Here is a 23,247-nt window from a genome sequence, read left to right on the forward strand (position 1 = left end):
CCGCCAGCCTGTGGCCGTCACCCACGCCCCATGTGAAGGGAAGCCACGCCATGAGGACTCGCCAGCGCTCAGCGGTACTCGCGTCAGGATTCGCCGCCCTCGCCCTCTTCGCGGGGGCCTGCTCCGGAGGCTCGGGATCGGACGACGGATCCGGCTCCAAGAAGAACAGCGCCGACGGCGGAAAGGGTTCCGACGCCGACAAGGCGTTCAAGGAGCGCGAGTGCCTGCGCAAGCACGGCATGAAGGTGGACGAGCCCAAGTCGGGACAGGACGCCGCGGGCATCACCATCGGCGGCGACATGAGCCAGGACAAGATGCAGAAGATCATGAAGGACTGCGGCATGGGCGGCGGAGCCAAGGGCGGCGGCGTCTCGCAGGCCGACAAGGACAAGATGCTCAAGTACGCCCAGTGCATGCGCAAGAACGGCTACAACATGCCGGACCCAAAGTTCGACGGCAAGGCCATGGAGGCACTGCCGATGCCCAAGGGTGCTGAGGCCAAGAAGATGGAGAAGGCCGCCGAGGCGTGCAAGGGCATCGTCAAGTGAGGCGGCGCACCGCCGTCGTCGCCACGGTCGTGGCCCTCCTCGCCGTCACCGGCGGCGGCATCGCGGTCACCGCGCTCGCCGACGCGGGCGGCAAGGAGGACTCCACCCGGCAGGACGCCGGGCTGCCCGCCGCCACCGCGTCCGTCGAGCGCGGCGACCTCACGAGCGGCTCCCAGGTCGACGGCACCCTCGGCTACGCCAAGGAACGCAAGGTCAACGCGGGCGCCACGGGCACCCTCACCTGGTCCGCCGAGACCGGCTCCACGGTGCGCCAGGACGGCCGCCTGTACGAGGTGAACGGCGTTCCCGTCCGCCTCATGTACGGCACCGAGCCCATGTACCGCACGCTGAAAGTCGGCGACAAGGGCAACGACGTACGGCAGTTGGAGCAGAACCTGACCGACCTCGGCTACGGGGCGTGGCTCACCGTCGACGACACCTACACCGACGGCACCGCCGCCGCGGTCAAGCGGTGGCAGAAGGCCCACGACCGCAAGCAGACCGGGCGCGTGGGACCCGAGCAGATCTCCTTCCAGCCCTCCGCGGTCCGGGTGAAGTCCGCGGACTCGGCGGTCGGCGACCAGGTCGCGCCCGGCAAGCCCGTGCTCTCCACGACCGGTTCCGAGCGGGTCGTGCGCGTGCAGCTCGACGTCGCCGAGGGCAAGCTCGCGAAGAAGGGCGCGAAGGTGACCGTCACGCTGCCGGACGGCACGACCGTCGACGGCGAGATCGCCTCCGTCGGCAGGACCGCCAAGCCCGGCGACGACCCCAACGACAAGACCCCCAAGATCCCGGTCACCGTCACCTTCGCCGACCCCGGCAAGGTCGAGGGCTTCGACCAGTCGCCGGTCACCGTCAACCTCGCCGGGGAGAAGCGCGCGGACGTCCTGTCCGTGCCCGTCAACGCGCTCCTCGCGCTGCCCGGCGGCGGCTTCGGCGTCCAGGTCGTCGAGGGCGGCCGCACGCGTGAGGTGAAGGTCAAGCTCGGCATGTTCGGGCAGGGCAGGGTCGAGGTGAGCGGTGGGGGGCTGCGGGCGGGGATGAAGGTCGGGGTGCCGAAGGTATGAGCACCGAGCTTGCGTCCGTGGAAAGCGGTGTCGGTCAACCGCCGCCTCCCGTCGTCGAGTTGACCGGCGTCACCAAGGAGTACCCCGGCGGCGTCGCCGCCCTGCGCGGCGTCGATCTGACCGTCACGCAGGGGGAGCTGCTCGCCATCGTCGGGCCCTCCGGGTCAGGGAAGTCGACGCTCCTCCACATCGTCGGCACCCTCGACCGCCCCACCGCGGGCTCCGTCGCCATCGCCGGGCACGACGTCGCCGCCCTCGCCGACCGCAGCCTGTCCGCGCTGCGCGCCCGGCACATCGGCTTCGTCTTCCAGGCGTTCCACCTGGTGCCCGGCATCAGCGCCCGCGACAACGTCGCCGAGGGGCTGCTCTACTCCGGCCTGCCGCGCGCCGAACGCCGTCGCAGGGCCGCGGACGCCCTGGAGCGCGTCGGGCTCGCCGACCGCATGAGGCACCGGCCGCACGAACTCTCCGGCGGCCAGAAACAGCGCGTCGCCATCGCCCGCGCCGTCGTCGGCGAACCGGACCTGCTCCTCGCCGACGAGCCGACCGGCGCGCTCGACTCGGAGTCCGGCGACGCGGTCATGAACCTGCTGCACGACCTGAACGCGGAGGGCGCGACCATCGCCGTCATCACCCATGACTCGGAGATCGCCGAACGGCTGCCACGGCAGGTGCGGATGCGGGACGGGCGGGTCGTGTGATGCGCGGTCGTAGTGAGCGGTTTCGCAGTGAGCGGTTGAAGGCGGCCCGGCTCGGGCCCAGGGACGTTCTGCACGTCGGCTCCGCCGGGCTGCGCAGTCGGCCCGTACGCGTCGTGCTGTCCGCCCTCGGGATCGCCATCGGGATCGCGACCATGGTCGCGGTGGTGGGCATCTCGTCGTCCAGCCAGGCCAAACTCATGCGGGAACTCGACGAGTTGGGTACGAACATGCTGGTCGCCGCCCCCGGCGAGCCGATGTTCTCCGGGGAGAAGGTGACCCTGCCGCGAGATGCCGTAGGGCGGATCGGGCGGATCGACGGGGTCCAGGACGTCGGCGCCACGGGGGACCTCGAACGGTCCGTGCGGCGCAGCGAGAAGATCTCCGAGGACGAGACGGGCGGCATCTCCGTGAAGGCGGCCACGGAGGGACTGCTGAAGGTGCTGCGCGGGGAGATGGCGCGCGGCAGCTGGTTCAACGCCGCGAACAGCCGCTATCCGTCGGTCGTGCTCGGCGATGTGGCGGCGGAGCGGCTCGGCATCACCTCGCCCGGGCAGCAGGTGTGGCTCGGCGACCGGTACTTCACCGTCATCGGCATCCTCGGTCCGCTGCCGCTCGCGCCGGACGTGGAGCGCTCCGCGCTGACGGGCTGGGACGCGTCGAGGAAGCTGCTCGGGTTCGACGGGCATCCGACGTCGGTGTACGAGCGGTCCACGGACGCGTCGGTGCGTGCGGTACGGAGCTTGCTGGCCCCGTCGGTCGATCCGGAGAACCCGCGCAACGTCCAGGTGACCGACCCGTCGTCGGCACTTCAGGCGAAGGCGGCCACGGAGGGAGCCTTCTCGACCCTGCTGCTCGGTCTCGGCGGGATCGCGCTCCTGGTGGGCGGTGTCGGGGTCGCCAACACCATGATCATCTCGGTGTTGGAGCGGCGCTACGAGATCGGCCTTCGCCGATCCCTAGGGGCGACACGGGGCCAGATCCGGATCCAGTTCGTCACGGAGTCCCTGATGCTGTCCGGGCTCGGGGGCCTTGCCGGGGTGGTGCTGGGCGCGGGGGCGACGGCGGTGTACGCGGTGTCGGGCGGCCTGCCGTGGGTGGTGCCGCCGTGGTCGATGGCGGGCGGCTTCGGCGCGACGCTGCTGATCGGCACGGTGGCGGGCTTGTACCCGGCGGTACGGGCGTCGCGCTTGTCACCGACGTTGGCGCTGCACGCGGTGTAGGCACCGTGGCTTGTGCCCCCGTTCCGTCCCTCGGCGCCGGGCTGGGCCCCGCCTGCGACGGGTGGATGCCTTGGTTATCGCCCCTCGGCGCCGGGGGCTGTGCCCACCCGTGCCGCCCAGCGGCACGATTGCCCACAGCGGCGGAGCCCCCACCGGCCCGCAGCCGCGTCGCTACGCGAGGGGACGTGGCGGTATGTTCGCCCGGAGCACTGGGGGCCTCGTGCCGAGGTGCCCAAGCCGTGGCGGTGCGCCTGGGACGGCGAGGACGGACATACCGCCGCGGCCCCGCCCCACAGCCGAACCCAAGGCGGGTTGCTCCTACAGGGGCGGTCCGTCGCGGAGATACGGGTGGGCGGGTGGGAAAGGTTCCTACAGGGGGAGACCGGCGCCGAGGGGCTAGCCCCGTACGGCCTGGGCCAGGTCAAGCGCCGCCGCCACCCGCGCCGCAACGCTCTCCGCGTACGCCGCATCAGGCCGCTCGAACGCCACCCGCCCCGCCCCCCGGAGGAACGTCACGACGCCCAACGTCCGCCCCCTGCTCCGCAACACCGCGCACAACGCGTGCACCGACCCCTCCGGCCACTGCCGCACCTCGGCCCAATCCCGCACCCCCGCCCCCGCGCTGGCCCGTACGGACCCCACCCGCGCCACGCACTGCGGCGCGGGATGGCCCTCGGGGTAGCGCACCGGAATGCCCGCCTTGCTGACCGGCAGGCACGGCCCCGGCGTCCCCGCGGGCGTCGCCGCGACCCGGACGAGGCGGACGGGGTCCTCGCCCGCGAGCAGGTCGACCAGCGCGTGATCGGCGAAGCCCGCCAGGGCGAAGTCGAGGTGGACCGTGGCCGCCTCCGTGGGGTCCTCGCATTCGGCCGCGGCCCGCGCCGCCCGGTGCAACTGCTGGGAGCGGAAGCGCAGTTGGGACGCCTCCTGCTCGGTCTGCTTGGCTTCCGTCACGTCCAGGAAGAGCCAGCCGACGCCGAGCGGCACCGGCTCCTCGGCGAGCGGCGAGGCCAGTCGTACGAAGCCACTGCGCCAGCAGCGTCGCTCGAAGCCGCCGCCCGACTTGTCGGCGCCGGAGCGTACGGACACCCACAGTTCGGCGGGTGCGGGCGGCGAACCCTCGCCGAGGACGTGGGCGAGCGCGCTCTCCAGCTCCTCCACGCCCTGCCCGAGCAGATCGGCGAGCGGCCGCCCGAGCACGGCCGTGCGGCCGACTCCCAGCGCGCGCGCCGCGTGTTCGTTGACGACGGCGGGCCGCAGGTCGGCGTCGACGAGCACGACGCCCCAGGACGCGTGCTCGAAGAGGGCCTCGCTCAGGGCGATGGACCGCTCCAGGTCTATCTGCGCGTGGACCTCGCTGAAGGCGCAGTACACCCCGGCGGGCTTGCCGTCCCCGCCCCGTACGGCCGCGGACTGCATCCGCACGAGGACCCGGCCGCCGTCCTTGGTGACCAGCGCGAACTCGTGCACCTGCCGCCCCGGGGCGTCCATCGCGGCCAGCAGCCGCCCCCGGACCTCCTCCGCGTCCGCGGTCCGCACGGCCCAGCCGGAGAACCCCTGCCGCCCGACGGCCTCCGCCGCCGACCAGCCGAGTATCCGCTCGGCCTCGCGGTTCCAGTGCGTCACCACGCCGTCCGCGTCGAGCGCGCACAGCGCCGCGTCCATGCCGTCGAGCAGCGCCGCGAGCAGCTCGGCGCCGCCCGGCTCGGGCTCTTCTGGGCCCAGCTCGTCGGTAGTTCCGCTCCGTCGGGAAGCACTCACCTGGGACCCCCTGCAGGCCGTGTCCTCGTCCTCATGAGCTGCCTGTACTGCATGAGCCGCGCCAACTGCGTATACCGCACGTCAGATCATTCAACTCGAACGTGACGCACCCCACAGGGGGTTCCCGGAAGTTGGAGCGAAATATGTGGGGGAGAAATGCGGGACCGCGGCCCGGCGAATAAATCGGTTGAGCATCGACGGCCCGCTTCCTAGGGTGTTCATCACTCGACGAAAGGAGGTGATCCGGCAGTGATTTCATTGCGGACGCGAGAGGTGGCTGCGGGCTAGCGGCCCGTCACCACACCGAGTGCGGTGCCGGACCAGTGCGCGATACGAGCGTGCGGCCGGCCCAATCCCAAGCAGTCACCCGACCCGCGAGCCGCCGGTACGTCCGGCCGGCTTCCGCCCGTCTCGTACGGGCGGAACCACATGGCTCGCGGGTCGCCTGCGTGTCAGCCCCTGCTGACCGCCGCCGTGTCAGCCCCTGCTGACCGCCGTGAGGATCTCCGGAAGACGCTTCGCCAGGCGGGGCGCCGCGAGCCGCGAGCCCGCCTCGGTGATCGCCGCCCCGTAGACCGCGCCCACCGGCAGCAGCAGCCAGCTCAAGGACGCCGAGCCCGAGGCGTGCAGCCAGATCGCGAGGGCGATGATCGGGGCGCAGAGCAGGGCCGCCGCGACCATGCCGCCGAAGATCGAGATCCAGGCGAGGCCCGCCTGGCCGGGGGCCACGTTCTTGTAGCCCTCCTGCGGGATCGAGTAGGGGAAGCGCGTCGAGGACCACGCGCCGGTCGCCAGCATCGCGCCGAGCAGCGCGAAGGAGAGCCCGAGCACCTCGGGCAGGGCGTGCCACTCGCCGAGCAGCGCCGTCGTGAGGACCGTGACCAGCGTCGCGTACGGCAGGGTGATCAGGAGGAGGGCGAGGGCCCGGCCCCGGATTTCGACGTACGCGTCGCGCGGCGAGGAAATGGTCATCGCGACCATCCAGAACGCCGAGGTGTCCTGCCCGAACTGGTTGTACATCAAGATCCCGAGCATTCCCGCCGCGAAGCACGCGAAGTAGACGGACCCGGTGCCCTGGAGCGCGTTGAACAGCGGCACGATCAGGCCGATGGCCAGGGACGTCACCCAGGCCGCCTTCGTCTTCGGGTCGCGCCACACGTAGCGCAGGCTGCGCTCCATGACGGTGCCGGTGCGGCCCTGGGGGAGCAGCGCGCCGAGTGCGCCCGAGGTGCGGGAGGTGCCCTTGTCCGGCTCCGCGGCCGCGAGGGTCGAGCCGTCCGGTGTCGTCATCAGGCGCGTCAGGCTGTGCTGCCAGAGGGCGAGCAGGGCGAACAGGGCCAGGGCGGAGAGGACGAGTTGGGCCGCCCCCGTCGCGTACGACCCCTCGCTGACCGAGTCGACCGCGCCGAGCGCGGCGGCGGGCGGGATCCAGCGCACCACGTCCGCCGCCGGGTCGAGCGTGTCGAGCCCGGACGAACCGAGCTTCTGCGCCCCGAAGTTCACGACCTGCGCGCCGACCGCGATGACGAGGCCGCTGAGTACGGCGAGGTCGCGGCCCTTGCGGCTGGTCAGCAGGCGGATGTTGGCGGCCGCGACCGCGCGCGCGAGCGCCACGCAGACCAGCACCGTCAGGGCGACGGCGAGCACGGCGACGACGGTCGCCGCCGCGCCGTGCGCGAGCGCGATCGCCGCGCCGAGCGCCAGACAGAGCGTGAACAGCGGCCCGATGCCCACCAGCGAGGCCACGAGCAGCGCCCGGACGAGCGGTCGTGGCCGCAGCGGCAGCATCACCAGGCGGGTGGGGTCGAGGGTCTCGTCGCCGCTGGGAAAGAACAGCGGCATCACCGCCCAGCCGAGCGCGAGGATCGCGACGAGCAGCACGCAGACCGTCGTGGCGTGTTCGTTGCCGCGCAGCGCGATCAGGCCGAGGAGTTGCACCGCGGCGAAGAGCAGGGCGACGGTGACGGACGCGATGTAGGCGGCGCGCCGTCCCGCGGACTGGCGCAGGCCGTTGCGGAGCAGCGACAGCTTCAGGCGTACGAAGACGGGGGTGATCCCCGGGGTGGCCGCGGCGCTCATCGGGCGCCGCCGCCCAGCCAGTCGAGGTCGGAGCCCGCGTCGCGCCCGTTCGCGCCGACGAGTTCGAGGAACGCCTGCTGCAGGGAGGCCGCATCGCCGCGCACCTCGGCGAGGGTGCCCTGGGCGCGGATGCGGCCCGCGGCCATCACGGCGACCCAGTCGCAGAGCGATTCGACGAGCTCCATGACGTGCGAGGAGAAGACCACCGTGGCGCCGGAGGCGGTGTAGCGCTCCAGGACGCCGCGGATGGTCTGGGCGGAGACGGGGTCGACGCCCTCGAACGGCTCGTCGAGGAAGAGCACTTCGGGGTTGTGCAGGAGCGCCGCGGCGAGGCCGATCTTCTTGCGCATGCCCGTCGAGTAGTCGACGACGAGTTTGTGCTGGGCGCCCGCGAGGTCGAGTACGTCGAGGAGCTGGGTGGCGCGCTTGTCGACCTCGGCGCCCGGCAGTCCGCGCAGGCGTCCGGTGTACGCGAGCAGTTCGCGCCCCGAGAGCCGCTCGAAGAGCCGCAGGCCCTCGGGGAGTACGCCGATGCGGGCCTTGACCTCCACCGGGTCGCGCCACACGTCGTGGCCGACGACCTCCACGGTGCCCTGGTCCGGCCTGAGCAGTCCGGTGACCATGGAGAGCGTGGTCGTCTTGCCCGCGCCGTTCGGGCCGACCAGGCCGATGAACTTGCCCGCGGGCAGGCTCAGATCGATCCCGGCGACCGCGACCTGTTCGCCGAACCGCTTCCAGAGCCCTGTCACCCGTACGGCTGGTGCTGTCTCGGTCACGCTTCTGCCCCTCGTTGTCGGCCCGTGCTCGAAACCCTACGTCGGGTAGCTCGCCGTCGACTCTGAGTTGCTCGGCACCGGGGCTGTGCCCACCCGTTCCGCCCTGCGGAACAACTGCCCACAGGGCAGCCGGATCTGCTACCGGCGGGCCTCGCGGCCGCAGGCGTACGCCAACGGGGAGATGATCTCCTCCGCGTCCGGGAGCCAGCGGTTGGCGGCTGTGGGGCGGCAGGCCCACTGGACCGCGCCCGACGCGCCGAAGCGGGTCGGCGGCGCCGCCACGTACGCGCCCTCGCCGAGCGTCACCAGGTCGATCGCGGCAGGCGGCCAGCCCAGCTTGCGGACCAGGTCGGGGACCTTGACCAGGGCGCCGGGGAGTACGAAGAACTGCATGCGCCGGTCGGGCGTGCAGGTGACGGGCCCGAGCGTCAGCTCCATGCGCTCCATGCGGGCGAGCGCGAGGAACCCGGCGGTCTCGGGCACGTCGATCGCGTCGAAGGTACGCCCGGTGGGCAGCAGGATCGACGCGGTGGGCTGCTTCTGCCACAGCCGCCTGGCCACCGTCGCGCTGCCGGTGGCCTGCGTCGCCCAGTCCTCGCGCGCCGGGTGTGCGCCGGGCGAGGCGCACGCGGTCTCCCCGCACGAGCACTGCTCGGCGCCCTCCGCGGACTCCAGCCAGGTGCCGGGGAACACGTCCCAGTGACGCTCTTCCGCGTATCGCACGGCCGTGTCCAGCAGGGCTTCTCCGCGCTGCTTCGGGATCTGCGCGGCTGACGTGACTCCGATGGTCTCTTCCACGGAGTTCTCAACTCCCGCCGCCACCTCGGGTTACGGGCGCACGCGAGGGCGGAGGAGGAGCATCGATCCTGCGAACGGGGCGCATGGGTGCACTGGTGGGGGCGCGCAGGGGAAATGGCTTCCATGCGCGGGTAGCCAGGTCAGGGGCAACCAGAGGACGCCCGGGTTCGTACTTATCGCCCGTTTGTGGCGCATCTTCCGTTTGCCCCAAGGGCATTGATCATCGAGAAGCGGTCCACGGTGGCCGTTCGGTTCGATGGTCCCGGTGCACACAGGGGGTACCCATGGCCGCCAGGCCACTCGTCGCGCGGCAGCCCAACGAAAGGCTGCAGGCGCTCATTCAGGAAGCCGGCTGTTCCAATGCCGGACTGGCCCGCCGGGTCAACATGTGCGGCGCGGAGCACGGTCTCGACCTGCGCTACGACAAGACATCGGTGGCCCGCTGGCTGCGCGGGCAGCAGCCGCGCGGGAGGGCGCCCGGCATCATCGCGGAGGCGCTAGGCCGCAAGCTCGGCCGCACCGTCACCATCGACGAGATCGGCATGGCGAACGGCAAGAACCTCGCATCCGGCGTGGGACTGCAGTTCTCGCCCACCGTTCTCGGCGCCATCGAGCAGGTCTGCGAGCTGTGGCGCAGCGACGTGGGCCGCAGGGACTTCCTCTCCGGCTCGTCCGTGGCCGCGTCCGCGCTCGTCGAGCCCAGCCGCGACTGGCTGATCTCCTCGCCGGACCCGCAGGTCGGACGCACGGCGGGGCCGCGCGTCGGGCTCTCGGACGTGGCGGCCGTCAAGGCGATGACGGAGGCGCTGACCCAGCTCGACCACCAGTTCGGCAGCGGTCATGTGCGTCCGGTCGTCGTCCACTACCTCAACTCCGTGGTCTCCGGTCTGCTCGCGGGCTCCTACCGGGAAGCGGTCGGCCGTGAACTGTTCGCGGCCGTCGCACGGTTGACCGAGCTCGCCGGTTACATGGCCGTCGACACGGGCCAGCCGGGACTCGCCCAGCGCTACTACATCCAGGCACTGCGCCTGGCCCAGGCGGCCGGGGACAGGGGGTACGGCGGGTACGTGCTCGCCGCCTCGATGAGTCACCTCGCCGCCCAGCTCGGCAACCCGCGCGAGATCGCACAGCTGGCGCGCGCCGCCCAGGAGGGTACGCGCGGGCGGGTCACGCCCCGCGCGGAGGCGATGTTCTACGCCGCCGAGGCGCGCGGCCACGCGCTGCTCGGCGACGCGCGCGCGACCCAGGTGGTCGCGGGCCGTGCGGTCGAGGCGATGGACCGGGCGTCCGGCGAAGCGGGGTCCGGTGACGACCCGGTGTGGATCCGGCACTTCGACCACGCGTATCTGGCCGATGAAATGGCGCATTGCCACCGTGACCTGGGGCAGGCCGACGCGGCGGCCCGCAGCGCGCAGGAATCCCTCGAAGGCCACCCGGAGACCCGGGCACGGCGCCGCGCGATCGGCCTCGTGCTGCTCGCCACGGCGCAGGTGCAGCGGCGCGAGGTGGAACAGGCCTGCCACACGGGCCTGAAGGCCGTCGAACTCCTCGGCACGCTGCGGTCCAACCGCGGCGCGGAGTACCTCGACGACTTCCAGCAGCGTCTCGAGCCCTACCGGGAGGAGCCGGTGGTACGGGAGTTCGGGGCGCGCGTCGACCTCCAGGCGGCGTGAGGAACCGCCCGCGGCACCCATAGACAGCGTCGGGGAGTGAGGATGTGTTACTGCCGCCGCTGAGCGTGAGGCGGCGTTCTGAGCTGCGTGGCAGAGGGATGTGGCGACCCGGTAGCGTGACCCGACGGTTCCGTAGGTCCCCCATATGTAGGAGTCCCGGTGACGCAGCAGAGCGGTCAGGGCGCTGCTTCCTCCGATCCGCAGCAGCCCGCGGACCGGCCCGCCCACGAGGGCGTCGTGCTGCCCGCGGACGGCAGTGAACCGCTGCTGCCCGGCTCCGCGGGCCGCCACACCGCCCCGGCGGGCGGCAGCCCCTGGGGCCAGCCCTGGGGTCCCGAGACGGCGGGCCCGCCGCCCGGCCACGGCCAGGGCCAGGCCTGGGGCGCGCCCGCGCCCCAGCCGGGACAGGCGATGCCCCTCCCTCCGGAGGGCGCGGCTCCGCCCGCCGACCCGTACGCGCCGCAGCACGGCGGGTACGCCCCCGCGGGCAACGCGGACGCCTCGTACGGCGGCCAGCCTGCCCAGGGTTCGTACGGCTACCCGGCGCAGGCCGCCGGGCAGGGCTCGTACGGCGGGCATCCTGCCCAGGGCGCGTACCCGGCGCAGCCCGCGCACGGCGCGCACGCCGGTCAGCCGGAACAGGGCGCGCAGCCTCCTCAGCCCGCCCAGGGTTCGTACGGCTACCCGGCTCAGGCGGCCGGGCAGGATTCGTACGGTGGGCAGCCGGGCCAGGGTTCGTACGGCTACCCGGCCCAGGCCGCCGGGCAGGGCTCGTACGGCGGGCAGCCCGCCCAGGGGCCGTACGGCGGTCAGCCCGCCCAGGGTTCGTACGGCTACCCGGCCCAGGCAGCGGGGCAGGAACCCTACGCCGCCCAGCCCCGGCACGGTGCCCACGCGGCGCCGCCCGCTCAGGGCGAACCCGGTCAGCCCGGCCAGCCCGGACACGGGAGACACGGCGGAGCCGGTCAGGAGCTGCCCCCCGTCGCGCAGGCGCATCAGCTGCCCGCCGCGGGAGCCTCGCAGAGCATGCCGCTGCCGCCCGTCGCCGCGCCCGGTGCCGGGTCGGACGCCGACGCGACGCAGTTCATCGCCCCCGTGCCCGCCGCCCCCGGTGGCGACGAGGGGGCCACGCAGTACATACCCCCGGTGGGACCCGGCGCCCTGCCGCCCGAGGCTTCCGCCGCCGATGCCACGCAGTTCCTGGGCCGCGCGAACACACCCGCCGCACCCGCACCCGGTGCCCCGGTGTCCGACAGCGACCCCACCCAGTTCATCGCGCCCGTCCCCAGCGGGAACGGGCCCCCGCCCGAGCCGGGCACCGCGCCCTACGGCATCCGCCCCGGCGCCCCCGGCGACCGGCAGCCGCCCGCCGAGTTCGACAGCCTCTTCCGCACCGAGGCGGCGGCCGAAGGCCCCGCCTCCACGCAGCAGATGCCCCGCGTCCAGGTCCCGGAGCACCCCGCGCCCGCCCCCGCCCCCGAGCCGGGTGGCAGCGGCGGCAGGGGCGGCGGCCGCCGCGGCGGCACCGGCTCGAAGGTGCCGCTGATCGCGGCCGTCGGCATCGGCATCGCCGTGCTCGGCGTCGGAGCGGGCGCGCTGCTGAGCTCCGGCGGTGACGACGACGAGAAGAAGGACGACGGCAAGCCGGTCTCCGCGTCGGCCCCCGCCGACGACAAGCCCTCGCCGACCGCCGACCCGGCCAAGGAGCAGGCGGTCGCCCTCGACAAGCTCCTGGCCGACAGCAACAACAGCCGTGACTCGGTCATCGCCGCCGTACGCAACGTCGGCAAGTGCCAGAACCTCGGCCCGTCGGCCACCGACCTGCGCAACGCGGCCAAGCAGCGCAACGGCCTCGTCAGCAGGCTCGCCGGGCTGAAGGTCGACAAGCTCCCGGCCAACGACCAGCTGGTCAACTCGCTCAACAAGGCGTGGAAGGCGTCGGCGGCCGCCGACAACCACTACGCGGCGTGGGCGCAGCAGGTGGGGGGCAAGAAGGGCTGCAAGAAGGGCCACGCCCGCACCACCTCGCAGACCGTGGCGGGCAACAAGCAGAGCAACGCGGCGACCACCGCCAAGGAGCAGGCCGCCAACCACTGGAACGCGATCGCCCGCAAGTACCAGCTGACCGAGCGGAACAAGACCCAGCTCTGAGGCGCCCGGCGGCGGGCCCTGCGGGGCTCGCCGCTACGCCGCCCCCGTGGCTACGCCGTCTGTTCCAGCGTCTTCTCCACGTTCACGAACCCCTTGCGCGCCGGGACGAGCCGTCCGTCGCGCACCACCTGGAACGTGACGTCCGAGTTGATCAGGCGCGGGAACTCGCTGGCCGCGAGCATGTCCTCGAAGCGCCAGCTCAGCGTGGGCGTGAGGCCCCCGGTCTCGACCTTGAGGCCGTCGTCGAGGGCGCGGCGCAGCGTGCTCGCCGAGACCTCGCCGCCGTCGAGCGACTCGACGACCCGCTTCAGGACGGTGTACGCGATCCAGGTCGTCTGCACGCCCGCGTCCGCCGGGTCGACCCGGTTGTCGCCGAACGCCTGCTCGCGGACGACCTCGCGCATCTGGGACCACCGGGGATCGCTGGAGGCGGGGTACCAGCCGGTGACGTACGCCCCTTCGTAGGGGCCCGTCGCGCCGCCGGCGCGGTCGACGAGGGACTGGTCGACGCTGCCGAGCACCGAGGAGGTCCGTACCGGCGGATAGTCGTCCTTGATGCGCCTGAACGAGTCGTAGAACGTGTCCGTGCGCGCCCCGAGCGTCGCCGTCACGCAGCCGTCGGCCGCGCCCGCGTGGCGCAGGGCCTGTTCGGCCTGGGGCGTGAGGTCGGTGCCGTCCTCGGGCGCGCGGATGTCCGCGACGGGCTTGTGGTGGCCGTCGGCGAGGCCCGCGTTGAGCAGCTTGGGCTGTTCGTCACCGGCCAGGGTGTCGGGGCGTACGAGGGAGACGCGGTCGCAGCGGGCGGCGAGCTGGCGGCCGTTGCCCGCGAGGAGCGCGGGCTCGCCGCCGTTGACGGGGTACGAGAGCGGGCTGCTGAACTCGTCCTCGGTGATCCCGTAGCCGCCGATGTAGGGGATGCCCGCGACCTCCAGCGGGGACAGGAAGGACCGGCCGTGCTGGCTGTAGGCGCCGACGACGGCCACCACGTTCTTGTCGACGGCCTCGCGCGCGCAGTCCGCGGCACCCGCCGAGTCGTTGTGGTCGTTGCAGGTGATGACCCGCAGCTCGCGTCCTTTGAGGCCGCCGTGGGCGTTGACCCAGCGTGCGTACGCCTGTGCCATCGCGGGGACGCCGGGCTTGTTGGTGGCCTTGGTCTTCTCGGGGGCCCAGGTCATGACGGTGATGGGGTCTTCCCTGGAACCCCCCGTGGTTCCAGGGATGACCCCGCACCCGGCTATCAGTGACGTACACGCCGCCGCCGCTGCCGCGGAGAGTGCCGCGGTTCGGGAGGGGCGGGGGAAGAAGGTGCGTCGCCTGCCGGTCATGGGTATGCACGATTGCGGTGGCTTGCCAACCGTGGCGTGACGCGTTCTCAACGGACAGTGACATCAAGGTGAACGTGTGGGGGCTGGTTCGAGTGCAGAGAGTGGGAACGTACGATCGATGACCGTGCAAGGTTCGGATAAGTCTTCCCGTCGCGGCCGTCGCTCCAGCACCATGGGTGGCATGCCGACCAACGACATGCCGTGGTGGCGCTGGCGCAGCAACGTGCGCTCGGCGCTGCACATGCTCTCCGACCCCGAATTCCAGCGCGCGTGCTGGCTCGCGGGGCGTGAGGAGTACGGGGACGTGACCGATGCCGTGTACCGGCTCGTCGAGGACACCTGGCTGGACAACTGGTCCGCGGAGAAATACGTCGGGACGATCTTCCGGGATCCGCAGGAGGCGGCGCTCGTCGACACGGCCGTGCTGCGGGTCCTGCGGATCATGCACGAGGTCGGGCCCGACGCGATGGTCTCCGTCTACCTCGAGCACCCGGGGTGGCCGGAAGCGGTGCACGCGGCGCGCGAGGCGCATGTTCGCCTCGCGGCCGGCGACGGGGAGGATCCGGATGTGGAACCCCGGACCCTTGAGGTGCTGCGGATTCTGACGCGGTCCGCCTGAGCGCGCTCCGAGCGCGCTCGCGCGTATGGGAACCTTGGGCGCATGAACGAGCAGTCCGTCGCGCCCGCCGCACCCGCTGAGCAGTACGTCCTCACCCTCTCCTGCCCCGACAAGCAGGGCATCGTGCACGCCGTGTCGAGTTATCTCTTCATGACCGGATGCAACATCGAGGACAGCCAGCAGTTCGGCGATCACGACACCGGACTGTTCTTCATGCGGGTGCACTTCTCGGCCGAGGCGCCGGTGACCGTCGAGAAGCTGCGGGCCAGCTTCGCCGCGATCGGGGACTCCTTCCACATGGACTGGCAGCTCCACCGCGCCGAGGACCGGATGCGGATCGTGCTGCTCGTCTCGAAGTTCGGACACTGCCTGAACGACCTGCTGTTCCGCTCCCGGATCGGCGCGCTGCCGGTGGACATCGCCGCGGTCGTCTCCAACCACACGGACTTCGCCGAGCTCGTCGCCTCGTACGACATCCCCTTCCACCACCTTCCGGTGAACAAGGAGAACAAGCCGCAGGCCGAGGCGCGGCTCCTGGAGATCGTGCGCGAGGAGGACGTGGAGCTCGTCGTCCTCGCCCGCTACATGCAGGTGCTCTCGGACGACCTGTGCAAGGCGCTCAGCGGCCGGATCATCAACATCCACCACTCGTTCCTGCCGAGCTTCAAGGGCGCGAAGCCGTACCACCAGGCGCACGCGCGCGGTGTGAAGCTGATCGGTGCCACCGCGCACTACGTGACGGCCGACCTCGACGAGGGGCCGATCATCGAGCAGGAGGTCGAGCGGGTCGGCCACGACGTGACCCCCGACCAGCTGGTCGCGATCGGCCGCGACGTGGAGTGCCAGGCCCTGGCCCGCGCCGTGAAGTGGCACGCGGAGCACCGCATCCTGCTGAACGGGCGCCGGACCGTCGTCTTCGCTTAACCCCCCGCCGGGCTACATCCGGCTCAGCGAGGCCGCCGCGAACAGCACGTCGCGGATGGCCTCGCGGTCGCCGTCCTGACCGGCGGCCGCCTCCTCCGGTGAGACGTGGCCCGCGGCGAGGCGGCAGAACTCCACGCCGTCGAGCGCCACGTGCGCCACTTCCTCCTCGGCGGACGCGCTCGCGGCGGGGGAGTCGAGCGGGATGAACCATTCGCCGCCGCCGAGCCCCTCGATCTCCAGGCGCAGACTGCGGCCCGGCGCGCCCGCCGCCACCAGGCCGCGGGACGGGGCCGCGAGCCCCGAACGGCGCCGGTCGGCCAGCGTGCCGGGGAGCATCCGCGCGGCGAGGTCGATCATGCGGTGCAGATGGCGCGGCGCGGGCGGTGCGTACGGGTAGTCCACGGCGTCGGCGATGTCGCCCGCGTGGATCCAGCACTCGAAGGCGCGGTCCACCATCGAGTCCCGCAGCGGCAGCTCGATCCTCTGGACCTCGTCGGATCCCGCGCCCGAGCCCGGGTCCGGTCCGGGCGCGGCCACCGTCCCGTACGGCACGGGGAGCGTTCCCGAGCCGCCGCCCGCGAACGACACCGTGCGGATCACCTCGTGGGTCTGCTCGCGCCAGGGGCCCCGCACCGCGCGCGTGGGCGGGAAGTACGAGGCGCGCCAGTACGCCTCGGTGCGGTGGGCCGGGTCGCGCGGGCCCTTGGTCTCCGGGCCCAGCGGGTCGTCAAGGCCGAGGGCGAGGCCGACCAGGCCGTCGACGGCGAGGAGGTGCGCGATGACTCCGGCCACGGTCGTCTTGCGGGTCACCGGGCCGTTCTCCTCGAACCAGCGCAGCCGCACCGGGGCGTGCCACTCCGAGTCGCCGATGTCCTGGAGGAGGGCGTCGAGCCGGGCGGTCTCCGCGTCGTAGGGCACGGCCCACTCGGGCACCGGGATGCGCGGCGGACGGCGGCCCAGGCAGCTCTCCAGGACCCGGGTGCGCAGACCGGGGTCGAGGTCGAGGCTCTCCTCGGGGTGCAGCAGGCCGACGGCGTCGCGCAGCCGCAGCGCCTCCTGCGCGCAGGGGCCGCAGTCGCCCAGGTGGTCATCGACGGCCGCGGACTCCGCCGCGGAGCACGCGGCGAGCGCCCAGGCGCCGAGCAGGGACTTCAGGACGCGGTGCTCCAGGACGAGCGGCTCCACGGGCTCCGGGGGCGAGGGGTCGGGCAGGGGCTCTCCGGTGTCCTCTATCGAGGAGCGCGGCATCGGTATGCGCGGCACGGCCGCGCCCCCTGGAGTGCCGGTGTTCGCGTCCTCGGGGCGGTCCGGACCTTCGAACGGCTCGGGGGTGTCGGCGCCGCTCACAGCGCCGTCCCGTATCCGGGCGAGGTGCCGGGGGACGTGTCGTTCGCCGTGGACAGGAGCTGCAGGCCGAGGCGGAGCCTGCGCCGGGCCTCGTCCTCGGTGACGCCGAGGTCGGCGGCGGCCTGGCGGTAGTCGCGCCGCTGGAAGTACGCGAGCTCCAGGGCGGCCCGCAGCGGGGTGGGCATGGCCGTGACGATGTAGTCGGCGCGGGCGGCCGCGGAGGCGCGGCGGACCTTGCGCTCCAGGTCTTCCTTGGTGCCCTCGCCGCCGCGGGCGAGGGCGGCCGACTCGGTCTGGCGGAGCCTGCGCACGGCCTGCTGGTGGGCGAGCGTGGCGATCCAGGAGCGCAGCGGGCCCTGCTTGGGGTCGTACGCGTCGGGGTTCTCCCAGACGTGCGCGAAGACCTCGCGGGTGATGCGGTCGGCGGCGCTCTCGTCGCCGAGGACGCGGTGGGCCAGGCCGTGCACCAGCGAGGCGAAGCGGTCGTACAGCTCGCCGAGCGCGGCGGCTTCCCCGTGCGCGAGCCGCTGCTGCATCCTGCGGTCCCAGCGCCGCGGCGCGTCCTTCGGCATGCGGCCCCCTCCTGCGTACCGTTTCTGACCCTCACTCGAATGTAGTCGGCGCCGCTGACAGCGCACTCCTGTTTACGGCAAAGGGCGCCCCCGGCGGGCACCGGATGATAGTGACGGTGACCTGCTGGTGTTTCATGGGAGACAGCTGGGGCAGCCGAAGCAGAACGAAGCGTAGGGATTGCTTCCGGATCACCGTGCTGAGCAGGGCGGACAGACCGAGTCGGCGGAACAGGGCAGGGCGAGCGAGAGGCGTGACGCGTGACGCTCAAGGTGACGATGGACGAGCGGTCCGGCTGGGCCGTGCTGTGCGTCTCGGGCGAGATGGACCTGCTGACCTCGCCCGTGGTGCGTCAACACGTGCACGACTTCGTGGCCGAAGGCCGCCGCAGCATCGTCCTCGACCTCTCCGAAGTGCTGTTCTGCGACTCCAGCGGCGTCGGCGTACTGATCGCCACGCGCCGTCTGATCCGTTCCTGCCAGGGCAGGTTGCGCCTGATCCTGCCCGCGCGCGGCGCGGAGGACGGCTCGCACGTGAACCGCGTCCTCGCGGCCCTGGGCGTACGACGGCTCTTCGAGGTCTACCCGGACGTCGGCGCCGCGCTCGACGAGACGGCGGCACCGCTCTCCGCGTGAGCGGTCACACGTGCCGCTTGGCCGCCGCCACGAAGGAGTTGATGGCCTCGCGCGAGACCCGGCGCCGCTCGGCGAGCGCGTCCCTGTCGGCGGCCTTGTGCACCTCGGCGACGTCTTCGAGGGCCGCTGCCGCCTGCCGCACGAGCGCGTCGTCCGCGGTCAGCAACTGCACCCGGAACAGCGCCTCCTGAGCTTCGGAGCGCAGCTCGTAGGACTGGAAGCGCGCCGCCTCGCTCTCCTCGTGCCGGTTCTCCTCGCGCCGGAACCAGCGGTCGACCAGGAGCCGCCGGTAGCCGACGAGCGCACCCGCGTAAGCGCAGTACGCGTCGATCCGTTCCTGCCGCAGCTTCTCGCCGCGCGTGAACTCCTCCGTCCGCTCGATCGCCCGCCGCTGAAAGGAGTGCGTGACCCCCGCACCGAGCAGGGTTCCCAACACCGCTATGACACTCGCCGCAACCGCTTCCACGCGGAACAGTGCAGCACATCACGGCTGTGCCACACCCGTGTCGCGGAATTTCCGCGGTCTTGGCACAAGCGCCGGTTTCCCGTCTCCCCGGCGTCTTCGAAGACGTACGCTCGCTGCGAGAAGTACCAGGCAGCACCAGGAAAGACACCCCCCAACCGCGGAAGTGAGGCGGCCCGAAGATCATGGACAGTGCCGAGTACGAGCGTAGGATCGCGGCCCGGTTCGCCACCTTCGACCAGGACGGCAACGGCTACATCTCCCGTGAGGACTTCAGCACGGCGGCGGCCGCGCTGTGTGCGGAGTTCGGCGCCACGGCGCGCTCCGAGAAGGGCCAGGCCCTCTACATCGGTGCCGAGGCGTTCTGGCAGGGCATGGCCGGGATCGCGGACCGGGACGGGGACCAGCGCATCACCCGGGACGAGTTCGTGGGCGGCGCGGTGAAGCGGCTGCGGGACAACCCCGGCCGGTTCGCGGAGATCGCGCGCCCCTTCCTGCTCGCGGTGCTGCGCGTCGCCGACAGCGACGGCGACGGCTCGGCGAGCCCCCAGGAGGCCCAGCGCGCGCTGAAGGCCCTCGGCGTGCCCGAGGACATCGCGGCCGCGGCGGCCGCCGCGCTCGACGCCGACCGTGACGGCCGGGTCTCCGAGGAGGAGATCGTGCGGGCCTTCGCGGCGTACTTCACGGTGCCCGAGTGATCCGTTGTTGAGCGCGGTCGCTGCCTAGGGCCGCGAGAAGCGTTCCCGCAGGCGGTACTTGAGCACCTTGCGCAGTGTCTCGTTGCGCGGGAGGGCCTCCACCACCTCCAGTTGCTCCGGCAGCTTGTAGGTGGCGAGGCCCTCCTCGCGCAGGTACGAGGTGACCGCGGCCAGCGTCAATTCCGGTGCGCCCGGCGGCTGTTCGAGGACCGCGCAGACCCGTTCCCCGCGCTCGGGGTCGGGCAGCCCGACGACCGCCGCGTCGCCGACGGCCGGGTGCTGGTGGAGCAGGTCCTCGATCTCCTTGGCCGAGATGTTCTCGCCCTTGCGGATGATGATGTCCTTGGCCCGCCCGGTCAGGACCAGATGGCCGCTCTCCTTGACGTGGCCGAGGTCGCCGGTGATCAGGAAGCCGTCCGCGTCGAAGACGCCCGCGCTCTGCCCGGGGTCCAGGTAGCCCTGGCAGACGGCCTCGCCGCGCAGCCGCACCTCGCCGTCCGTCCCGGGCGGCAGCTCCTTGCCCTCGGCGTCCGTGACGCGGATCCGCATGCCGTCGGGCGGCAGCCCCTCGGTCGTCGCGAGGTTCTCCGCCGTGTCGTCGGGCGCGCCCATCGTGATCATCGGCACTTCGGTCATGCCGTAGCCGTGGGTGAGCTGGCAGCCCATCTCGCGTACGACGGCGTGATAGATCTCCGGAGGCTTGGGCGCCCCGCCGCCCGCGAGGAGGCGCAGCGTGGGTATGAGCCGTTCGCCGGGCGGCAGTTGGCGCTGCTGGGTGAGGAACATCGAGTAGAACGCCGTCGAGCCGCCCGCCACCGTCACGCCGTGCCGCCGGTAGCCGTCGAGCGAGTCCGGCAGCGCGAACCGCTCGAACATCACCGCGGGGAAGCCGTAGAGCAGCAGCATCACGGTGTAGTCGGGGCCCGCGATGTGCGCGAAGGGGAACGCCATCGAGCCGACGTCGGACGAGGTCAGGTGCAGCGCGTGGGCCAGGCACGAGCCGCCCGCGATCAGCGAACGGTCGGTGTGCAGCACGCCCTTGGGGTCGGAGGTGGTGCCCGACGTCCAGTAGATCCAGCGTACGGAGGTGCCGTCGGCGGGCGGCGCGGGCAGCACCGCGGGGTCGCCGTCGGGCAGCTCGTCGTACGCCTCGAAGACCGTGAATCGGCCCTGCTCGGCGAGGCTCCGGGCCATCGTCGTGTGGTCGAAGCCGCGCCAGACGCCGGGCACCGCGAAGAACTCCGCCTTCGACTCCCGCAGCGCGAAGCCGACTTCGCGGTCGCGGTAGAAGGGGATCACCGGGGACTGGACCGCGCCGATGCGGGCAAGGGCGAAGGAGAGCAGCGCCGTCTCGATGCGGGTGGGCAGCTGCCAGGCGACGACCGTGCCGGGGCGTACGCCCATCGCGTACAGGCCCGCCGCGACGCGTTCGGCGCGGTCCCGCAGCCCGCCGAAGGTCAGCGTTTTGTCGTCGGCGGGGTCGTCGGCCGACTGGATGAGGACGGGCGCTTCGGGGGTGAGTGCGGCGCGGCGCTCGATGAGCTCCCAGAGGGTGCGGGAGGCGCCCAGTTCGTACGCGGTCTCGTTCTCCGAGGTCCTCATGCGGTCCAGATCCCCTCTTGAAGGGCGTAACTGACGGATAGTCAGATCAGGTCGAGAGCGTAAGCTTCGACGCCTTGTCGGTCCAGGGGTGCGGGGCTAGCCTGCCTTCTGACGGGTCATCAGATAGCCCGGTGGGGCTGTGGGAGGTAGGCGCCGCGTGGACCTCACGTACACCGCGGAGGAGGACGAGTTCCGGGCGCGCCTGAGCCGGTGGCTCGCCCGGACGCTCCCCGAACTGCCGCCGCCCCCCGACCCGCTGGACTGGCCGGGGCGGCGGGCGTACGACATGGGGTGGCAGCGCAGGCTGTACGACGCCGGGTACGCCGGCCTGCACTGGCCCGTCGACGCGGGCGGCCGGGGCGCGACGCCCACGCAGCACCTGATCTACCTGGAGGAGACGGAGAAGGCGGGCGCACCCTACGTAGGGGCCAATTTCGTCGGCCTGCTGCACGCGGGCCCGACCATCGCCTCCGAAGGGAGCGCCGAACAGCGCGCGCGGTGGCTGCCGCCGGTGCTGCGCGGCGACGAGGTGTGGTGCCAGGGCTTCAGCGAGCCCGACGCCGGATCCGACCTCGCGTCGCTGCGCACGCGCGCGTGGCGCGACGGCGACCACTACGTAGTGAGCGGATCCAAGATCTGGACCTCGCACGCCGAGGTCGCCGACTGGTGCGAACTCCTGGTCCGCACCACCCCGGTGAGCGAGTCCGTGCCCAAGCACCGCGGCATCTCCTGGCTCGCGATGCCGATGGACGCGCCCGGGATCACCGTGCGTCCCTTGCGTACGCTCGCCGGGTCCACGGAGTTCGCCGAGATGTTCCTCGACGAGGTCAGGGTGCCGGTGGCCAACCGGGTCGGCGACGAGAACGACGGCTGGCGCGTGACGATGGTGACCCTGTCGTACGAGCGGGGCACCGCCTTCGTGGGGGAGGTGGTGGCCTGTCGGCGCGTCCTTGGCGAACTCGCCCGCGAGGCAAGCAAGAACGGCCGCTGGGACGACGCGGTCCTGCGCCGCAGGCTCGGGCGCCTCAGCGCGGAGTTCGGCGCCCTGTGGCGGCTCACCCAGTGGAACGTGAGCGAGTCCCAGCACACCGGCGGGGTGCCGGGCGTCGGCGGCTCGGTCTTCAAACTGCGCTACTCGCACGCGCGCCAGGAGCTGTACGACGCGGCCGCCGACGTGCTCGGCCCCGGCGCGCTCGACCTCGGCCACCCGTGGGCCCTCGACCGGCTCTCCTCGCTGTCCTACACGATCGCCGCGGGGACCTCGCAGATCCAGCAGAACATCGTCGCCGAGCGGATACTCGGCCTCCCGAAGGGGCGGTGAGGTCCGTATGGATTTCCAACTCACAGAGGATCAGCGCGCGTTGCGGGACGGCGTGCGCGACCTCCTGGAGGGGCGGTTCGACCGCGCGGCGCTGCGGGCCGCCGTGGACGCGTCCGAGCGGGCGGGGACCGCACCGCTCGACCGGGAGCTGTGGCGCGAGCTCGGCGCCGCCGGGTTCTTCTCGCTGACCCTGCCGGAGGCCGAGGGTGGCGTCGGGCTCGGGCTCCCCGAGGCGGTGCTCGCCTTCGAGGAGGCAGGGCGGGTGCTGCTGCCGGGGCCCTTGGTGGCCACCTTCCTCGCCGCGGGGGACATTCCGGGCGCCGCGTCCGGGGACGTGATGGTGACGTCCGCCGACGGGTCGCTGGTCGCCTGGCTCGACGAGGCCGACGTCGTACGCGGGGACGTGAGCGGCGCCGTCCCCGCCCGGTCGGTTGACCCGCTGACACCGCTGCACCGGCTGCCTGCTGGTGGCTCCGGGGCCTCCGGCGGCGCTTTCCGGGCCGGTGCCGGTGCGCTGCTCACCGCCGCCGAGCAGCTCGGCAGCGCCGCGCGCACCACGGAGATGGCCGTTCAATATGCCCGCGAACGGGCACAGTTCGGACAGTTGATCGGTGCCTTCCAGGCCGTGAAGCACCTCTGCGCACAGATGCTCGTACGCGCGGAGACCGCCCGCGCCGCCGTCTACGCGGCGGCCGTCACCGGGGACCCGCTGGAGGTGTGCGGGGCCAAGCTGCTCGCCGACGACGCCGCGGTGCGCAACGCGAGGGACTGCCTCCAGGTGCACGGCGGGATGGGCTTCACCTGGGAGGCGGACGTGCACCTGCATCTGAAGCGGGCCTGGGTGCGGGCCGGTGCCGGGCGGTCGGCGGGCGACGCCGAGGAGGCGCTCGCCGCCGCGCTGTGACCGCGCGCTGTGACGTCACGGAGCGTCGATATCGGGTTGTGTCCTACGCGTGACTCGTCACGGCA

At 72.5% G+C, this 23,247-nt stretch carries 21 protein-coding genes; 12 read left to right on the top strand and 9 right to left on the bottom strand.

The window, feature by feature from the left end:
- The first annotated feature begins 50 nt into the window (after nt 1-50).
- From CP970_RS24320 to CP970_RS24335, 4 genes are read left to right on the top strand one after another with little or no spacing between them, the layout of a single operon-like run.
- Nucleotides 51-548, top strand: coding sequence for a hypothetical protein (locus tag CP970_RS24320; protein ID WP_055554101.1), 498 nt, complete (start codon nt 51-53; stop codon nt 546-548).
- Nucleotides 545-1,615, top strand: coding sequence for a peptidoglycan-binding protein (locus tag CP970_RS24325; RefSeq protein WP_224058664.1), 1,071 nt, complete (start codon nt 545-547; stop codon nt 1,613-1,615). The genes CP970_RS24320 and CP970_RS24325 overlap by 4 nt, the downstream gene beginning before the upstream one ends.
- On the top strand, nt 1,612-2,316 hold the full coding sequence (locus CP970_RS24330) for an ABC transporter ATP-binding protein (protein ID WP_150493890.1): 705 nt from the start codon (nt 1,612-1,614) through the stop codon (nt 2,314-2,316). Before CP970_RS24325 ends, CP970_RS24330 begins: the two co-directional genes overlap by 4 nt.
- The gene (locus CP970_RS24335) at nt 2,316-3,536 is read left to right on the top strand and encodes an ABC transporter permease (RefSeq protein ID WP_055556448.1); all 1,221 of its coding nucleotides are present in this window, start codon (nt 2,316-2,318) and stop codon (nt 3,534-3,536) included. Before CP970_RS24330 ends, CP970_RS24335 begins: the two co-directional genes overlap by 1 nt.
- A gap of 396 nt (nt 3,537-3,932) precedes the next feature.
- On the opposite strand, the gene CP970_RS24340 is transcribed toward CP970_RS24335, so the two are convergent.
- The 4 genes from CP970_RS24340 to CP970_RS24355 all read right to left on the bottom strand — a co-directional run bounded on the left by CP970_RS24340 (nt 3,933) and on the right by CP970_RS24355 (nt 8,950).
- Nucleotides 3,933-5,297 carry a PAS domain-containing protein gene (locus tag CP970_RS24340; RefSeq protein ID WP_150493892.1) on the bottom strand — a complete coding sequence of 455 codons (1,365 nt, stop codon included), beginning with the start codon at nt 5,295-5,297 and terminating at the stop codon, nt 3,933-3,935.
- A 477-nt stretch (nt 5,298-5,774) separates the two neighbouring features.
- The gene (locus CP970_RS24345) at nt 5,775-7,376 is read right to left on the bottom strand and encodes a hypothetical protein (RefSeq protein ID WP_055546680.1); all 1,602 of its coding nucleotides are present in this window, start codon (nt 7,374-7,376) and stop codon (nt 5,775-5,777) included.
- Complete coding sequence (locus tag CP970_RS24350) at nt 7,373-8,152, bottom strand: ABC transporter ATP-binding protein (protein WP_055546678.1); 780 nt, start codon at nt 8,150-8,152, stop codon at nt 7,373-7,375. Before CP970_RS24350 ends, CP970_RS24345 begins: the two co-directional genes overlap by 4 nt.
- A gap of 138 nt (nt 8,153-8,290) precedes the next feature.
- Entirely contained in the window at nt 8,291-8,950 is a 660-nt protein-coding gene (locus CP970_RS24355; protein ID WP_055546676.1) for a bifunctional DNA primase/polymerase, read from the bottom strand.
- A 284-nt stretch (nt 8,951-9,234) separates the two neighbouring features.
- Between CP970_RS24355 and CP970_RS24360 the strand changes: the two genes are divergently transcribed.
- Together CP970_RS24360 and CP970_RS24365 are read left to right on the top strand one after the other, a co-directional pair.
- Nucleotides 9,235-10,623 carry a hypothetical protein gene (locus CP970_RS24360; protein ID WP_055546674.1) on the top strand — a complete coding sequence of 463 codons (1,389 nt, stop codon included), beginning with the start codon at nt 9,235-9,237 and terminating at the stop codon, nt 10,621-10,623.
- Between the two features lie 159 nt (nt 10,624-10,782).
- Entirely contained in the window at nt 10,783-12,774 is a 1,992-nt protein-coding gene (locus CP970_RS24365) for a hypothetical protein (protein ID WP_150493893.1), read from the top strand.
- Between the two features lie 50 nt (nt 12,775-12,824).
- Here the strand turns inward: CP970_RS24365 and CP970_RS24370 are convergent, their stop codons facing one another.
- Nucleotides 12,825-14,099, bottom strand: coding sequence for an ABC transporter substrate-binding protein (locus CP970_RS24370; protein ID WP_055552520.1), 1,275 nt, complete (start codon nt 14,097-14,099; stop codon nt 12,825-12,827).
- A gap of 118 nt (nt 14,100-14,217) precedes the next feature.
- On the opposite strand from CP970_RS24370, the gene CP970_RS24375 reads away from it, so the two are divergent.
- Both CP970_RS24375 and purU read left to right on the top strand, forming a co-directional pair.
- A complete protein-coding gene (locus tag CP970_RS24375) occupies nt 14,218-14,718 on the top strand; it encodes an SCO4402 family protein (protein ID WP_079043819.1) in 501 nt (166 codons plus the stop codon).
- A 42-nt stretch (nt 14,719-14,760) separates the two neighbouring features.
- The gene (gene purU / locus CP970_RS24380) at nt 14,761-15,642 is read left to right on the top strand and encodes a formyltetrahydrofolate deformylase (RefSeq protein WP_055552516.1); all 882 of its coding nucleotides are present in this window, start codon (nt 14,761-14,763) and stop codon (nt 15,640-15,642) included.
- 12 nt (nt 15,643-15,654) lie between these two features.
- Here the strand turns inward: purU and CP970_RS24385 are convergent, their stop codons facing one another.
- Nucleotides 15,655-17,004, bottom strand: a complete 1,350-nt coding sequence (locus CP970_RS24385; RefSeq protein ID WP_055552514.1) for a maleylpyruvate isomerase mycothiol-dependent enzyme family protein — start codon at nt 17,002-17,004, stop codon at nt 15,655-15,657.
- Complete coding sequence (locus CP970_RS24390) at nt 16,986-17,561, bottom strand: sigma-70 family RNA polymerase sigma factor (protein ID WP_055552511.1); 576 nt, start codon at nt 17,559-17,561, stop codon at nt 16,986-16,988. The genes CP970_RS24385 and CP970_RS24390 overlap by 19 nt, the downstream gene beginning before the upstream one ends.
- A 258-nt stretch (nt 17,562-17,819) precedes the next feature.
- Between CP970_RS24390 and CP970_RS24395 the strand changes: the two genes are divergently transcribed.
- On the top strand, nt 17,820-18,194 hold the full coding sequence (locus tag CP970_RS24395) for an STAS domain-containing protein (protein WP_055552509.1): 375 nt from the start codon (nt 17,820-17,822) through the stop codon (nt 18,192-18,194).
- Between the two features lie 4 nt (nt 18,195-18,198).
- On the opposite strand, the gene CP970_RS24400 is transcribed toward CP970_RS24395, so the two are convergent.
- Nucleotides 18,199-18,660, bottom strand: coding sequence for a hypothetical protein (locus CP970_RS24400; RefSeq protein WP_055552507.1), 462 nt, complete (start codon nt 18,658-18,660; stop codon nt 18,199-18,201).
- A gap of 182 nt (nt 18,661-18,842) precedes the next feature.
- Between CP970_RS24400 and CP970_RS24405 the strand changes: the two genes are divergently transcribed.
- Nucleotides 18,843-19,355 (top strand): EF-hand domain-containing protein, encoded by a 513-nt coding sequence (locus CP970_RS24405; RefSeq protein WP_055552505.1) that lies wholly within the window; start codon nt 18,843-18,845, stop codon nt 19,353-19,355.
- Between the two features lie 24 nt (nt 19,356-19,379).
- On the opposite strand, the gene CP970_RS24410 is transcribed toward CP970_RS24405, so the two are convergent.
- A complete protein-coding gene (locus CP970_RS24410; protein WP_055552503.1) occupies nt 19,380-20,957 on the bottom strand; it encodes a class I adenylate-forming enzyme family protein in 1,578 nt (525 codons plus the stop codon).
- Between the two features lie 157 nt (nt 20,958-21,114).
- On the opposite strand from CP970_RS24410, the gene CP970_RS24415 reads away from it, so the two are divergent.
- Together CP970_RS24415 and CP970_RS24420 are read left to right on the top strand one after the other, a co-directional pair.
- Complete coding sequence (locus CP970_RS24415) at nt 21,115-22,278, top strand: acyl-CoA dehydrogenase family protein (RefSeq protein WP_055552501.1); 1,164 nt, start codon at nt 21,115-21,117, stop codon at nt 22,276-22,278.
- A 7-nt stretch (nt 22,279-22,285) separates the two neighbouring features.
- Nucleotides 22,286-23,182 (top strand): acyl-CoA dehydrogenase family protein, encoded by an 897-nt coding sequence (locus CP970_RS24420; RefSeq protein WP_055552499.1) that lies wholly within the window; start codon nt 22,286-22,288, stop codon nt 23,180-23,182.
- Nucleotides 23,183-23,247 lie beyond the last annotated feature (65 nt).

Source organism: Streptomyces kanamyceticus, assembly GCF_008704495.1.
Classification (GTDB): domain Bacteria; phylum Actinomycetota; class Actinomycetes; order Streptomycetales; family Streptomycetaceae; genus Streptomyces; species Streptomyces kanamyceticus.